Origin of the sequence: Pseudomonas sp. P42 (assembly GCF_017973755.1) — a bacterium.
GTDB classification, from domain to species: domain Bacteria; phylum Pseudomonadota; class Gammaproteobacteria; order Pseudomonadales; family Pseudomonadaceae; genus Aquipseudomonas; species Aquipseudomonas iridis.
Window position 1 is genome coordinate 18,588 of record NZ_JACOPU010000009.1, and the last position, 14,496, is coordinate 33,083.

The window sequence follows — 14,496 nt, forward strand, 5'->3', positions numbered from 1 at the left end:
TGGCTCCTGCTGGATGGGTGTGTCGAATTCGCTTCACAATCCGTTAAAACAGTATTTATGTAACTGACGCTACATGTCTAGTGAATTTTTCAGTGTGTTGAAAAGGCTCCAAAATGGGGCAAGATGCCCGTGTAACAAGGGCTACACCGAAGGCGACAAGCTTTGTAGTCCATGTCCCATGACGATGTGAGACATTGCCGATTCTTTGGCATACCCAAGTGATAGGGCGATGCACCGGACAGCCCTGAAGCCCTTGATGTACGGCACAATTGCCCACTAGTCGGCCTTGCGCCGTTGTTTTTCATGACTCTCGACAGAGTGATTGATCGTGCAGACCACCCGTTTAACCCTGATTTGCCATGCGCGAACCGTCGCACAAAAACTGGCGCGTTTTCCTACGAATGAGCCTGTTGAAAATATCGGCCTGGCTTCTGACGCGTTGGCTGCGTGCTTCGACGCCCCACGGCGCCTGATCTGTGCGCCTGAACTGCGTACACGTCAGACCGCCGAGTGGTTGGGTGCCGACGCACATATTGATCAAGCGCTGCGCGATTGCGATTGGGGGCAGTGGCGCGGGCAGGCGATCAAGGATCTGCAACGCTCGCAAACCGCAGCGCTACAGGCATGGCTGGAAGATCCAGACGCCACGCCCCATGGCGGTGAATCGATCGCTCAAGTGTGCGAGCGTGTGTCGAGGTGGCTGGAGAGTCTGCAAACCACGCCGGGCCATGTGGTGGCGGTCACGCATCCGTTCATCATCCGTGCTGTGTTGATCCAGACCCTGCGCGGCACGGCTTTTCATGACATTGATGTCGAGCCGTTGTCAGTGGTCGAGCTGCGCTTCACCGGGCGCTGGCGGCTACGCTTGCCTGGTCTCGACATTGAAGGAGCACGCTGATGAAGCAGCTGTTGGTGATCGGCATCGGCGCCGGTAATCCGGACTACATCACGATGCAAGCGGTGAAAGCGCTGAATCGGGTGGATGTGTTCTTTTTGCTGGATAAGGGCCAGAGCAAGGACAAACTGCTCGATCTGCGTCGCGAGATTTGTGAGCGCTATATCACCGATCCCGGGTATCGCTTCGCCGAAGCCAACAGCCCGGAACGCGAGCGCGGCGACGTGGACTATACCGCCAGCGTCGATGATCTGAACCGCGCCAAGCAGCAAACCTTCGAACGGCTGATCAACGACGAATTGTCTGACGGTGAGTGCGGAGGTTTTTTGGTGTGGGGCGATCCGGCGTTGTACGACAGCACCGTTCGCATCCTGCAGGCGATTCTGGCGTCGGGTCGCTGTGCCTTCGAATTTGAAGTGATTCCCGGGATTACCAGCGTTCAGGCGTTGGCCGCGCAGCACAAAGTACCGTTGAACACGATAGGCCGCTCCATTGAAATCACCACGGGCCGGCGCCTGGCAGCAGGGCAGGTGAGTGATGCCGACAGTTTGGTGGTGATGCTCGATGCCGAAGATTCCTACCACCACGTGGCAGATCCGCAGACAGAGATTTACTGGGGGGCTTACCTGGGCACGCCGGATGAGATCTTGATCAGCGGCAAACTGGGCGATGTGGCGGACGAAATCGAGCGCGTGCGCAAGGCTGCGCGGTTGGAGCATGGATGGATCATGGATACGTATTTGCTGCGCAAGCCCTAGATCTTGGGTGCTTGAATGGGCCCCTTCGCGAGCAGGCTCGCTCCCACATCGACCTCTGTAGGAGCTGTCGAGTGAAACGAGGCTGCGATCTTTTGATCTTGTTTTTCAAGAGCAAGATCAAAAGATCGCAGCCTTCGGCAGCTCCTACAGTTGATCAGTGTCGTACACAAATCTTGCGGCGGACATTGATCCCCTTAGGATCTGTGTGTAGGGGAGACAGCGAGAGGATGTCGTGGATCCGCCCGCTGTCAGTAGTGCTCTTTATGCGCGTTCCAGCGCCAGGGCCACGCCCTGTCCGCCGCCGATGCACAGGGTCGCGAGACCTTTTTTCGCATCACGCTTGATCATTTCATGCAGCAGGGTCACCAGCACCCGGCAACCCGACGCACCGATCGGGTGACCCAGTGCGATGGCGCCGCCGTTGACGTTAACCTTGTCCAGATCCCATTGCAGATCCTTGGCCACGGCCAGCGATTGCGCGGCGAAGGCTTCGTTGGCTTCGATCAGGTCGAGTTGCTCAATTGACCAGCCTGCCTTGTCCAGGCAGCGGCGGGTGGCCGATACCGGGCCGATGCCCATGATCGCCGGGTCAACGCCCGCATTGGCGTAAGCAGCGATGGTTGCCAGTACTGGCAGGCCCAGGGCTTTGGCTTTCTCGGCGCTCATCAGGATCACCGCCGCGGCGCCGTCGTTGAGCGACGATGCGTTGCCAGCAGTGACGCTGCCGTCCTTTTTGAACGCCGGGCGCAGTTTGGCCAGCGATTCAGCGGTGGTCTCGCCACGCGGTTGTTCGTCGACCTTGAAGGCGACCGGATCGCCTTTGCGCTGCGGAATCAGGACCGGGGTGATTTCATCGACAAAACGCCCGGCCTCGATGGCCGCAGCGGCTTTGTGCTGGGAGGCGGCAGCGAAGGCGTCCTGCTGTTCGCGGCTGATCTCATATTTGTCGACGAGGTTTTCCGCGGTGATGCCCATGTGGTAATCGTTGAACGCATCCCACAGGCCATCGCTGATCATGGTGTCGACGATTTGCGCGTGACCCATGCGCAGACCGGTGCGTGCGCCCGGCATTACGTAGTTGGACAGACTCATGTTTTCCTGGCCGCCGGCGATAATCACGTCGGCGTCACCGCAACGGATGGCTTGCGCGCCGAGGTGCAAAGCCTTGAGGCCCGAGCCGCAGACCTTGTTCAGGGTCATGGCCGGCACCGCGTGGGGCAGGCCAGCCTTGATGGCGGCCTGACGCGCCGGGTTCTGGCCGGCGCCGGCGGTCAGTACCTGGCCCATGATCACTTCATCGACCTGCGCACCGTCCAGACCGGTCTGTTCGAGCAACTGGCGAATCACCGCTGCGCCCAGATCGACCGCGGATACGCTGGCCAGGGAACCCTGGAAGCTGCCGATCGCGGTACGCGTAGCAGCAACAATGACGACGTCTTGTATTTTCAAATTCCTCACTGGGCAGCGAACTGCATTTCCGGTACGTGATCAGGCACGATCAGTTTACCGGCGGTTTTGGCCACGATCTCTTCAACACTGACACCCGGCGCGCGCTCTTTGAGAATGAACGCACCGTTCTCGATTTCCAGATAGGCGAGGTCGGTCAGCACACGCTTGATGCACCCGGCGCCGGTCAGCGGCAGGCTGCAACGGGATAACAGTTTGGACTCACCGTCCTTTGATGCGTGGGTCATGATCACGATGATGTTGTCTGCGCCAGCTACCAGGTCCATGGCGCCGCCCATGCCTTTGACCAGTTTGCCGGGGATCATCCACGAGGCGATATTGCCTTCGACGTCCACCTCAAATGCGCCCAGCACGGTGAGGTCGACATGGCCGCCGCGGATCATCGCGAAAGACTCGGCCGAGGAAAAAATCGAAGCGCCGATACGTGCGGTCACGGTTTGCTTGCCGGCGTTGATCATGTCGGCATCAATGGTGTCTTCAGTAGGAAACGGACCCATGCCGAGCAGGCCGTTTTCCGATTGCAGCATGACTTCCATGCCTTCGGGGATGTAGTTGGCGACCAGGGTCGGAATGCCGATGCCGAGGTTGACGTAGTAGCCGTCCTGCATTTCGCGGGCGACGCGCTGAGCCATTTGTTCGCGGGTAAGTGCCATGTTGTTGTTCTCCGTAGGCCTGAATTATTTGCGGATGGTGCGCTGTTCGATGCGTTTTTCGAACGTGCCGCAAATGACCCGGTCGACGTAGATGCCGGGGGTGTGGATGTGCGCCGGGTCCAGTTCGCCGGGCTCGACGATCTCTTCGACTTCAACCACGGTGATCTTGCCGGCAGTGGCGGCCAGCGGGTTGAAGTTCTGCGCGGTGTGGCGGTAGATGACGTTGCCGAAGTGGTCGGCTTTCCAGCCTTTGACGATGGCGAAGTCGCCAGTGATGGATTCTTCCATCAGATACTTGCGACCGTTGAATTCGCGGACTTCCTTGCCATCGGCCACCGGAGTGCCAACGCCAGTAGCCGTGAAGAAGGCTGGAATGCCAGCCCCGCCTGCGCGCATTTTCTCGGCGAGGGTGCCTTGCGGGGTCAGGATGACTTCGATTTCGCCTTTGAGCAGTTGCTCTTCGAACAGCTTGTTTTCGCCGACGTACGAGGCGACGACTTTGCTTATCTGGCGATCGGTCAGCAGCACGCCGAGGCCAAAACCGTCGACGCCACAGTTGTTGGAGACGACGGTGAGGTTGCGGGTGCCCTTGCGCTTGATCTCGGCGATCAGGTTTTCCGGAATCCCACACAGACCGAAGCCGCCAGCGATAACGGTCATGCCGTCTTCAAGCCCGGCGAGGGCTTCCTCGTAGGAACTCACGCGCTTGTCGAAACCTGCCATATGCACCTCTTTTATTATTTGCGGGCGGCTGGCTAGCCGAATGGTTGGAGTGTCTCGCTGAAGGATATATTTGTTAAGTTGATTTTTAAGGTTGATTGATAGATAAAACTCAACAATCGCCAAACTCACTGAATCGACGATTTTGCCTAATGGCCGAATCGAAGAAAACCTGTAGGAGCTGCCGAAGGCTGCGATCTTTTGATCTTGACCCTTGAACATCCAGAACAAAATCAAAAGATCGCAGCCTTCGGCAGCTCCTACAGTTTTAACCGCGTTTATCCAGGCAGCATCGCAGGAAGCTATCCAGTATGACCATCAAACAAATCCGTGCCTTTCTTGCTGTGGCCCAGAGCCTGAGTTTCGCCGTGGCCTGCGAGCGGTTGCACCTCTCGCAATCAGCGCTGAGCCTGACCATCAAAGCCTTGGAGGAGGGCTTGGGCGGGCGGCTGTTCAGCCGCAACACGCGCAATGTGGCACTGACCGCAGAAGGTGAATCCCTGCTGCCGCTGGCCCGGCGCCTGATCGCCGACTGGGACAACGCCGAAGACGAAATGCGTCAGCGCTTCAGCCTGCAACGCGGGCGGGTGACGCTGGCGGCGATGCCGTCGTTTGCCGGCAACCTGCTGCCGCCGATCCTCAAGACCTTTCGCGCGCGCTATCCCAACGTCAATGTGACGGTCAACGATGTGATCAACGAGCAAGTGCTGGAGATGGTGCGCGACCGCCAGGTGGAACTGGGCGTGGCGTTCGAACCGATGCAGAACACCTCGATGACATTCACACCGCTCTATATGGATCGGTTCGTCGCGGTGGTGCCACAGGATTCACCGCTGGCCGCGCGCACCGAGATCGACTGGAAAACGTTGTTACAGGAACCTTTCATCACGCTACAGCGGCCGTCCACGGTGCGGGTGATGCTCGAAGAGCACTTGCAGGCGCGGGGCATGAAGTTGCCGGTGGAGTTTGAAAGCCATCAATTGGCGACCGTGGGGCGGATGGTTGCCAGTGGGCTGGGTGTGAGCGCTGTGCCGGCGCTGTGTGCCGAGCAGATGCAGGAATTGGGTGCGCGGTGCCTGACGTTGAATGACTCGGTGGAGCGAGCGATTGGCGTGCTGACTGAACCGGGCAATGAACTGTCGGCGGCGGCGCAGGCACTCTTCGACATCCTCAGGGCTGAGCACTGAAACGCTGCCGCAGGCTGCGGTTTTTTGACCTTCACCCGTTTTCAATCTTGATGGGGAATTATAAACACCTGTCTTAAATGTTAATTGCACCCCGCTCACAACTCACCGAAGCTATCCTCCATCAGCTTTCCCGCCGTCGAGATGGACCTCTATTCAATGCAGACCCCCAGCGTCACCAAACCCCTCTGGCAAACCTACCTGCTGTTTCTGGCGCCGATGGTGTTGTCGAACTTCCTGCAGTCCATGTCAGGGACGGTCAACAGCATTTACATCGGCCAGATGCTTGGCACTCAGGCGCTGGCGGCGGTGTCGGGGATGTTTCCTGTGGTGTTCTTCTTTATCGCGTTGGTGATCGGCCTCGGCGCGGGTGCGGGGGTGTTGATCGGCCAGGCCTGGGGGGCGCGTGAGCCGCACATGGTCAAGGCGATTGCCGGGGCGACGCTGTTGCTGGGTGTTTTGATTGGTTTGGTCGCTGCGGTGTTGGGCAGTGTGTTTGCGCGGCAGGCGTTGACGGGGTTGGGGACGCCCGCGGATGTTCTGGACGATGCGGTGGCATACGCCCATGTGATGATGTGGATTCTGCCGTCGCTGCTGGTGTTTGTGCTGTTCACGCAGTTGCTGCGCGGGGTCAGCGATACGGTGTCGCCGCTGCTGGCATTGGTGGTGTCGACCTGTGTCGGGCTGGCGCTGACACCGGCATTCATTCGTGGCTGGTTCGGCTTGCCGCAACTGGGCATTCAGAGTGCAGCGTATGCGGGGCTCGCGGGCAACCTGGCGGCGATGGCGTGGCTGGCGTGGCGGCTGATTCGCAAGAACCATCCACTGGCGCCGGACCGCGAGTTTTTTGCGGCGTTGCGGCTCGATAGGGTGATTCTTGGCAAAGTCCTGCGTATCGGTTTGCCGACCGGCGTGCAGATGATTGTGTTGTCGCTGTCGGAGTTGGTGATCCTGGCCTTGGTCAACCAGCACGGCTCGCAAGCGACGGCGGCGTACGGCGCGGTGACGCAGATCGTCAACTATGTGCAGTTCCCGGCGTTGTCGATTGCGATCACCGCTTCGATCCTCGGCGCACAGGCCATCGGCGCGGGGCAACTGGAACGGATGGGGCCGATCTTGCGCACCGGTCTGTTGATCAACGTGTGTTTAACCGGCGGCTTGATCGTGCTGGGTTACCTGCTGTCGCACTGGTTGCTCGGCTTGTTCCTGACCGAGGACTCGACTCGGGCAATGGCCGAGCATCTGTTGCACATCATGCTCTGGAGCCTGTTGTTGTTCGGCTTCCAGGCAATCATCGGCGGCATCATGCGCGCCAGTGGCACGGTGCTGGTGCCGGTGGTGATTGCGATTGTCTGCGTGGTGGGCGTGCAATTGCCGGCGGCCTATTGGCTGGACGGGCATTTTGGTTTGCAAGGTGTCTGGATGGCGTTCCCGGTGGCTTATCTGGGAATGCTGGTGTTACAGACGCTGTATTACAAACTGGTCTGGCAGCATCAGAAAATCGAACGCCTGGTTTAGCCCGTGTAGGAGCTGCCGCAGGCTGCGATCTTTTGATCTTGTTTTTTGAAAGCAAAGGTCAAAAGATCGCAGCCTGCGGCAGCTCCTACAGGGTAGGCAGGTCAGCTGGCGCAACTGCCTGATGTTTGCTTAAGTCAATCGAAGCCCTCGACGGCAAGCGTTGTCCGGAGAATCCCATGTCAATTCGATTGCTGCTCGCTGCCGCGTTTTACCTGTGGGCCATTCCCGCCGCGCAGGCCGTCGAATACACCCGAGTCAACACCACCGCCAGCCAGATCAGTTTCACCTACAACCAGATGGGCTCGCGGATGTACGGCACCTTCGGCAAGTTCGACGCGACGCTGGACTTCGACACTGCCAACCTTGCCAACGCCCACACCACGTTGCACATCGACCTCACCAGCATCGACGCCGGCAGCGAAGACGCCAATACCGAACTGGTGAAACCGGCGTGGTTCGACACCGCGAAATTTCCCGTGGCGGTGTTTGAATCGAGCCATTTCACGCAGGTTTCCGAAAACCACTATCTGATCACGGGTCGATTGACCCTCAAGGGCATCAGCCGAGAAATTGCGGCCCCGGTGGAATTGAAAGCAGGCAACGCCATCGGCATTTTCGACGGCGAACTGGTGCTCAAACGCGACGATTTCGGCCTCGGCGCGGGGGAGTGGGCGGACACCGTGGTGTCCAAAGACATCGCCATCAAGTTCAAAGTGGTGGCGCCACAGCAGTGACGCCAGCCCAACCTGGTCGCCTTCGGCAGCTCCTGCAGAGGCAAGTGCTCTGACAGGTTATGATGTCGCGGTTTTCCGTCGGAGTTCAGCCGCCATGCACCGTATCACCCACTACAAATCCCCTTGCCCCGAAGCCGTCAACAGCCAGATTCTGCAGATGGTCGTCGACTACCTGACTGACATCAGCGCGGTCGGCCTCGGTCCGAGCAACCTGCTGTACAACGTCTATCAGTACGCGGTTGGCTACGAAATGCATCTGTATCTGGAAGCGTTGAATGGCGAGAAGGGCACCGAGGTGGAGTTGCTGGTGGCAACCGATGAGGAAGATCCGGAGCAGGTGATCGGCTTCCTGTTGTACCTGCCGGTACAGGGCGATTGGGAGGCGTGCAGCGTCGCCTACATGGCGGTGCGTGAAGGGCATCGGCGTCAGGGTGTGGCGCGGGCGATGATCGGCGAGATGGTCGGGCGTTATCCCCACGCCGAACTGGCGTGCACCGTCGGCAAGGTCCCGTATTTCGAGGCGCTGGGCTTTGAAGTGATCGGTCAACGCGAGACGCAAGTGCTGATGAGTACACGGCATTACCGCAGCAACGGCCTGCGCGGATATATCGACACCACGCCCATCTACCGTTCGCTGGAGGTGCAGCAGATTCATACCTATCTGCTGAACAAGAACAGCAAGCGCGCCATGCTCGATGCCGAGAAGCAGCGTGATCGGCATTTGGACCAGACCACGCGTCATACAGAAGAATTTGTCCGTCAGCGCCTGACCGTGCATTGATCAGTCATAGGCATTCCAGGCTGGGTTCAGAACACACATCACCGCGAGGCTAAGCCGCCCGCTGATGTGTGTTTGAAGATCAGGGCTTTGAGACCGCTTTCGGCGTCGATGTCCGGAAACTCCGGTGGATTCTCCAGGCGCTGCTCGAAGCGCAAACTCGGCGCCTCCTGCGTCACGCCATCGATCAAAAAGTCCGGGCCGAACGCCGGATCATTCATGCACGCCAGCACAGTGCCTTGCGCGGTCAGCAGTTCCGGCAGGCGGCGCAGCACGCGCTGGTAATCCTTGGTCAGCAGGAAACTGCCTTTCTGGAACGATGGCGGGTCGATGATCACCAGATCGTACGGGCCGCTGTTGATCACCTTGCCCCAGGACTTGAACAGGTCGTGGCCCAGGAAGCTGACTTTGCTCAGGTCATGCCCGTTCAACCGATGGTTGTCGCGGCCGCGGCTCAAGGCCGCGCGGGACATGTCCAGATTCACCACATGGCTGGCGCCGCCTTCGATGGCTGCCACCGAAAAGCCGCAGGTGTAGGCGAACAGGTTCAACACCCGTTTGCCGTTGGCCTGCTCGCGTACCCAATCGCGCCCATAACGCATGTCGAGAAACAGCCCGGCGTTTTGCTTGCGGCCAAGATCAACGCGGTATTGCAGGCCACCCTCGACGATGGTCATTTCGTCGATCTCATCCCCCAGCAGCCATTCGGCAGTGCTTTGAGGCAGATAGCGATGCTGGATCAACAGGGTATGCGCGCCAGATTGCTGCCACTCGGTTGAACCTCTGACGTCCATCAGCAAACGCTTGAGGTCGTCAAGCTGTTCGGGCGCAGGCTCTTTGAACAGCGACACCAGCACCACGCCTTGCAACCAGTCCACGGTCAGCTGTTCCAGTCCCGGCCAGCAACGCCCGCGCCCGTGGAACAGACGACGGGTTTCGCTCGGCGCCGCCGCGAGCGCGGGCAGCAAATGGGCGTGGAGGGTGGCGAGGGCTTGAGGGTTCATCGGTCACGGTCGGCAAGCAAAAGGGCCGGCATTTTAACCACAATCACGCCATCGCGAACGGTTGTCGCGGGCAGACGGGCACGACTTTCGGAAAAGACATGTATCAAAAATGAATTTCTGCAAAAGTCGTCGCTCATACCAGTTAAGCAGCGGATTTGAGCCGCTAAATCGTTAATGCAATTCAGGGAGTGCAGTTTCATGTGCCCAACACCCACGGCGGACGCGCACCTTCCTGACGGATTGATTCTGGTCGTTGAGGATGATCCGTTGATTCTGGAGTTTCTCTGCGAAATTCTTCAGGAGGAAGGTTTCAAGGTCGAGCCGCATACCAGTGCCGATGCGGCCAAGCTGTATCTGGAAGAACATGCGTCGCAGGTCGCGTTGTTGCTGACCGACATCACCATGCCCGGCGAGATCAATGGAGCGGGGCTGGCCAATCTGGTCGGCGATCGCTGGCCGGAGAAACCGGTGATGGTCATGTCCGGTTATGAAACCCCTGAGTCCTCTGGGGTAAAGCATCCGGTGGCATTCATCAAAAAGCCCTGGACGTTCGGGCAATTGCTCGATTGTGTCGACAGCGCGTTGAAGTCGAAGGCGCCGTTGCTGCATTGATGCGCTGGGTGCAAGCGGCGGGCAAGTGCTACATTGCCAGCCCGCTCTATTGCCAGAGGATGCGAACCTTTGTCTGCTCACGATTGTGTTTTTGATCGCGCCTTTGGCGCGTTTTTGTTCGACATGGACGGCACCGTCCTCAATTCCATCGCAGCCGCCGAGCGTGTCTGGGCAGCGTGGGCGGAGCGCCATGGCGTGGACGTCGCGACGTTTTTGCCGACCATTCATGGTGCACGTGCCATCGACACCATCCGGCGCCTGAACCTGCCGGGTGTGGACGCCGAGGCGCAAGCGGCGTTCATCGCGCAAGCGGAAATCGAAGACGTTGAAGGTGTTGTCGAGATTCCCGGCGCGAGGGCGTTTCTCAATAGCCTGCCCGCCGAGCGCTGGGCGATGGTGACGTCGGCCCCGCGGGATCTGGCCTTGCGCCGGATGGCAGCGGCTGGCATCGACGCGCCTGCATTGTTGATCACTGCCGAGGATGTACAGGCCGGCAAGCCCAACCCCACCGGTTACCTGCTGGCGGCTAGCCGTCTGGGAATTGAGCCCGGCGACTGCCTGATCTTCGAAGACGCGACCGTCGGCATTCAGGCCGCCGAAGCCGCAGGTGCGCCGCTGATGATCATCACTACAACGCATCAGCACCCGCTTGAAACTTCGCACGCCACCCTGGCCAGTTACGACGCAATCAGCGCCAGCGTCGACAGCGACGGCCAACTTCGACTGCAAAAAAACTGACCCCTAAGCTCCCGGACTAGTGCCCGCGTCGGAATCTGCCCCCTAACCCTCTCCCTTGCGAGAGGGCTAGGGTGAGGGGCTGCGGATGATCAGTTGTCAAGGCTGCTGGAGTCCGTCAGGACTTCGCGAAACGTCTCCACCAACGGTCGCAAATTGATCCGGTGCCACGCCGCCCACAGCGGTGTGGTAAACGCCAGCCACGGCACTTCGCGCAGCACCACACCCGGTGGCGCGTTGTGGCTCAGCCCCTTCTGAATCATCGCGATCCCCAGCCCCGACGCCACCAGCCCCAGTGCGGTAAAGGGCTCGGTGGCCTGCATGCGCACATCCGGGGTGAAGCCTGCACGGATGCACGCGCTGACAAACTCGTCGTTTGCACCCTGGCGCGGCTGCACGCCGATCCATTCCTGATCGGCCAGATCCTCCGGTTTCAGCAAGGGCTTTTGGGCCAGCGGATGCTGCTCCGGCAATGCCAACAGCATCGGATCATCCAGCACCTGAAAGCCGAGCAGATCCGGATCGTCATCGGTCGGCGGCTCGCTCACCAAGGCAATATCGAGACTACGCTGACGCAGGCCTTCCAATTGTTCGGCGCAGCTCAAGTTGTACAGTGCGACATGCACATTGGGCCGATCGACCCGCAGCACGCGCAAAGCGTTGGGCAGGACGCCGGCGTGCATGGCGTTCTCGATGTAGCCGATGCACAAGCCGCCTTCTTCGCCACGGCCCAGACGCTTGCCGAGGGATTCCAGGCGATTGGCATGAGTCAACAGGGCACGGGTTTCGGCGAGAAAAGTCTGGCCATCGCGGGTCAGGCGAATGCGCTGCTGGCTGCGCTCGAACAGCGTCAGGCCCAGGCGCTCTTCGAGCTGGGCGATTTGCCGGCTCAGCGGCGACTGGGAAATATGCAGGCGTTCCGCTGCACGGCCGACGTGCTCTTCCTCGGCGACGGCGACGAAGTAGCGCAATTGGCGAATGTCGATCATGTCAGACCTCTGGGGACTCAAGTGCTGCGAATTATGTCTTGGACGGTCTGGTCGTCGCAATCTAGGATTTGCTCAACGGTCACGCAGACCACGAACGAATGAGGACAATCCAATGAGCTTGAAAGACAAACTGCCCGGCCAGTTGGGCTTTGGTACCGCCCCGTTGGGCAACATGTTCCGCGCCATCGCGCAAGAAGAAGCGCAAGCCACCGTGCATGCCGCATGGGATGCCGGCGTGCGTTACTTCGACACCGCTCCATTTTACGGCTCGGGTCTGTCGGAGATTCGTTTGGGTGAAGCACTCAAACATTACAACCGCAATGACTACGTACTCAGCACCAAGGTCGGCCGGATCATTCTCGATGAAATCGAAGACGCTGCCACCCGTGATCTGGGTGAGAAGAGCGGGGTGTTCGAACACGGTCGCCCGAACAAGATCATCAACGACTACAGCGCCGACGCGACCCTGCGCTCGATTGAGGACAGCCTCAAACGTCTGCAAACCGATCGCCTCGATATCGTCTGGGTCCACGACATCGCTCAAGACTTCTACGGCGATCAATGGCTGGAATACTTCAATCAGGCCCGCACCGGCGCCTTCAAAGTGCTGACCCGATTGCGCGAAGAAGGCGTAATCAAGGGTTGGGGGTTGGGCGTGAACAAGGTTGAGCCGTGTGAACTGACGCTGGACCTGACCGAAGCGCAGCCGGATGGCTTCCTGTTGGCCGGCCGCTACACCCTGCTGGACCACGAACGTCCGCTGCAACGCCTGATGGATTCGGCACTGGCGCAAAACGTCGAAATCGTCGTCGGCGGTCCTTACAGCTCGGGCATTCTGGCGGGCGGCGCGCACTTCGAATACCAGAAGGCCAGCCCTCAAGTCATCGCCAAGGTCGAGCAGATCAAACGCATTGCTGCTGCTTATAACGTTGATGTGAAAGCCGCGGCCCTGCAATTTTCTCTGGCCAACCCAGCGGTTGCCGCAGTGATTCCCGGGGCGAGCAAACCGGGGCGGATTGCTGAAGATGTCGCGGCACTGTCAGCGGTAATTCCTGCGGGGTTTTGGCAGGCCATGCGTGAAGCGAAACTGGTGTCCGAACGTGCACCATTGCCCATCGATGAGGTGAAAGCATGAAAATTGATCTGAGCGGGAAACTGGCAATTGTCAGCGGCAGCACCGCAGGCATTGGCTTGGGCATCAGCCAGTCGCTGGCCGAATCTGGCGCCACGGTGGTAGTGATCGGCCGCGACACGGCCAAGGTCGAACAGGCGCTGGCGAGCATCCGCCAGAAAGTGCCGGGCGCACAGTTGCGCGGTCTGACTGCGGATCTGGGCACGGCGAAAGGCGCAGAGAAACTCTTCGCTGCGGAACCGAAAGCCGACATTCTGGTGAACAACCTCGGCATCTTCAATGACGTCGATTTCTTCGACGCACCGGACAGCGAGTGGACGCGCTTCTATGAAGTCAACGTCATCTCCGGCGTGCGCCTGGCACGGCATTATGTGCCGGCGATGGTCGAACAGGGCTGGGGGCGAGTGATCTTCCTGTCTTCGGAATCCGGGGTGGCGACGCCGGCCGACATGATCAACTATGGCGTGACCAAAAGCGCCAATCTGGCGGTGTCCCACGGCTTGGCCAAACGTCTGGCTGGCACCGGCGTGACGGTCAATGCGATCCTGCCGGGCCCAACCTTCACCGATGGCCTGGAGGAGATGCTCAAGGATGCCGCCGCCGAATCCGGCCGCAGCCTGCGCGATGAGGCCGACGCCTTTGTGCGCAAGGCCCGTCCGACCTCGATCATCCAGCGGGTGGCCGATGTCGAAGAGGTCGCGCATCTGGTGACGTACATCGCCTCGCCGCTGTCCTCGGCCACCACCGGCGCCGCCCTGCGGGTTGATGGCGGTGTGGTCGACAGCCTGACTATCTGAATTTCTTAAGAGAGACGTTTTTATGGCAACTGCATCAGCAACAATCGATATTCCGGCTACGGCCGATCAGGTCTGGCAATTGATCGGCGGCTTCAACACGCTGCCGGACTGGCTGCCGTTTATTCCAAGCAGCGAACTGAGCGATGGCGGGCGTGTGCGCAGCTTGAAAACCGCCGATGGCGCGGTGGTGGTCGAGCGTCTGCAAACGTTCGATAACGCGGCGAAGACCTACAGCTACTCGATTGAACAGGCACCGTTCCCGGCCACCGACTATCTGGCGACCATCAAGGTTGAAGCCCAAAGGCAGGGCGCGCAGGTCACCTGGTCGGGCCGCTTCACTGCCAAAGGCGTGAGTGATGATGAAGTGGTGGCGCTGTTCACCGGCATCTATCAAGGCGGCCTAGAGGCGCTGCGCGCCAACTTCCCGGCCTGATAGCCGCAACACAAAACCTGTGGGAGCTGGCTTGCCAGCGATGGCGGTAGACCAGTCAAATTCATACTGACTGACCCACCGCTATCG

Annotated in this window: 16 protein-coding genes; 11 read left to right on the forward strand and 5 right to left on the reverse strand. The window is 59.7% G+C overall.

Annotated features, from left to right (window positions below; translation table 11 throughout):
- Positions 1-328: 328 nt before the first annotated feature.
- Both H8B20_RS25725 and cobF read left to right on the forward strand, forming a co-directional pair.
- Positions 329-898, forward strand: a complete 570-nt coding sequence (locus tag H8B20_RS25725; protein ID WP_210624969.1) for a histidine phosphatase family protein — start codon at positions 329-331, stop codon at positions 896-898.
- Entirely contained in the window at positions 898-1,653 is a 756-nt protein-coding gene (gene cobF, locus H8B20_RS25730) for a precorrin-6A synthase (deacetylating) (RefSeq protein WP_210624970.1), read from the forward strand. Before H8B20_RS25725 ends, cobF begins: the two co-directional genes overlap by 1 nt.
- Before the next feature lie 261 nt (positions 1,654-1,914).
- Here cobF and H8B20_RS25735 read toward each other — a convergent pair whose 3' ends face one another.
- From H8B20_RS25735 to H8B20_RS25745, 3 genes are read right to left on the reverse strand one after another with little or no spacing between them, the layout of a single operon-like run.
- A complete protein-coding gene (locus H8B20_RS25735; protein WP_210625114.1) occupies positions 1,915-3,096 on the reverse strand; it encodes an acetyl-CoA C-acetyltransferase in 1,182 nt (393 codons plus the stop codon).
- Between the two features lie 11 nt (positions 3,097-3,107).
- Complete coding sequence (locus H8B20_RS25740; protein WP_047300577.1) at positions 3,108-3,773, reverse strand: CoA transferase subunit B; 666 nt, start codon at positions 3,771-3,773, stop codon at positions 3,108-3,110.
- Positions 3,774-3,797: 24 nt separating this feature from the next.
- Positions 3,798-4,496: a CoA transferase subunit A gene (locus H8B20_RS25745; RefSeq protein ID WP_210624971.1), complete on the reverse strand. Its 699-nt coding sequence runs from the start codon at positions 4,494-4,496 to the stop codon at positions 3,798-3,800.
- 308 nt (positions 4,497-4,804) lie between these two features.
- Here H8B20_RS25745 and H8B20_RS25750 point away from each other — a divergent pair, with 308 nt between their 5' ends.
- From H8B20_RS25750 to H8B20_RS25765, 4 genes are all read left to right on the forward strand, one after another.
- On the forward strand, positions 4,805-5,680 hold the full coding sequence (locus H8B20_RS25750; RefSeq protein ID WP_042559735.1) for a LysR family transcriptional regulator: 876 nt from the start codon (positions 4,805-4,807) through the stop codon (positions 5,678-5,680).
- A 156-nt stretch (positions 5,681-5,836) separates the two neighbouring features.
- A complete protein-coding gene (locus H8B20_RS25755; RefSeq protein WP_210624972.1) occupies positions 5,837-7,195 on the forward strand; it encodes an MATE family efflux transporter in 1,359 nt (452 codons plus the stop codon).
- Between the two features lie 176 nt (positions 7,196-7,371).
- The gene (locus H8B20_RS25760) at positions 7,372-7,929 is read left to right on the forward strand and encodes a YceI family protein (RefSeq protein WP_200616910.1); all 558 of its coding nucleotides are present in this window, start codon (positions 7,372-7,374) and stop codon (positions 7,927-7,929) included.
- Between the two features lie 94 nt (positions 7,930-8,023).
- The gene (locus tag H8B20_RS25765; protein ID WP_042559732.1) at positions 8,024-8,710 is read left to right on the forward strand and encodes a GNAT family N-acetyltransferase; all 687 of its coding nucleotides are present in this window, start codon (positions 8,024-8,026) and stop codon (positions 8,708-8,710) included.
- A 38-nt stretch (positions 8,711-8,748) separates the two neighbouring features.
- Here the strand turns inward: H8B20_RS25765 and H8B20_RS25770 are convergent, their stop codons facing one another.
- Positions 8,749-9,711, reverse strand: coding sequence for a class I SAM-dependent methyltransferase (locus H8B20_RS25770; protein ID WP_210624973.1), 963 nt, complete (start codon positions 9,709-9,711; stop codon positions 8,749-8,751).
- A 198-nt stretch (positions 9,712-9,909) separates the two neighbouring features.
- Between H8B20_RS25770 and H8B20_RS25775 the strand changes: the two genes are divergently transcribed.
- Both H8B20_RS25775 and H8B20_RS25780 read left to right on the forward strand, forming a co-directional pair.
- Positions 9,910-10,323 (forward strand): response regulator, encoded by a 414-nt coding sequence (locus H8B20_RS25775; RefSeq protein ID WP_210624974.1) that lies wholly within the window; start codon positions 9,910-9,912, stop codon positions 10,321-10,323.
- 69 nt (positions 10,324-10,392) lie between these two features.
- Positions 10,393-11,061 carry an HAD-IA family hydrolase gene (locus H8B20_RS25780; protein ID WP_210624975.1) on the forward strand — a complete coding sequence of 223 codons (669 nt, stop codon included), beginning with the start codon at positions 10,393-10,395 and terminating at the stop codon, positions 11,059-11,061.
- A gap of 89 nt (positions 11,062-11,150) precedes the next feature.
- On the opposite strand, the gene H8B20_RS25785 is transcribed toward H8B20_RS25780, so the two are convergent.
- Positions 11,151-12,047, reverse strand: coding sequence for a LysR substrate-binding domain-containing protein (locus H8B20_RS25785; RefSeq protein WP_210624976.1), 897 nt, complete (start codon positions 12,045-12,047; stop codon positions 11,151-11,153).
- 112 nt (positions 12,048-12,159) lie between these two features.
- On the opposite strand from H8B20_RS25785, the gene H8B20_RS25790 reads away from it, so the two are divergent.
- Genes H8B20_RS25790 through H8B20_RS25800 form a run of 3 tightly spaced genes read left to right on the forward strand, consistent with a single transcriptional unit; the run spans position 12,160 to position 14,409 of the window.
- Positions 12,160-13,182 carry an aldo/keto reductase gene (locus tag H8B20_RS25790; protein WP_210624977.1) on the forward strand — a complete coding sequence of 341 codons (1,023 nt, stop codon included), beginning with the start codon at positions 12,160-12,162 and terminating at the stop codon, positions 13,180-13,182.
- Entirely contained in the window at positions 13,179-13,976 is a 798-nt protein-coding gene (locus H8B20_RS25795; protein ID WP_210624978.1) for an SDR family NAD(P)-dependent oxidoreductase, read from the forward strand. Before H8B20_RS25790 ends, H8B20_RS25795 begins: the two co-directional genes overlap by 4 nt.
- Before the next feature lie 22 nt (positions 13,977-13,998).
- Positions 13,999-14,409, forward strand: a complete 411-nt coding sequence (locus tag H8B20_RS25800) for an SRPBCC family protein (RefSeq protein ID WP_210624979.1) — start codon at positions 13,999-14,001, stop codon at positions 14,407-14,409.
- Positions 14,410-14,496: the final 87 nt, after the last annotated feature.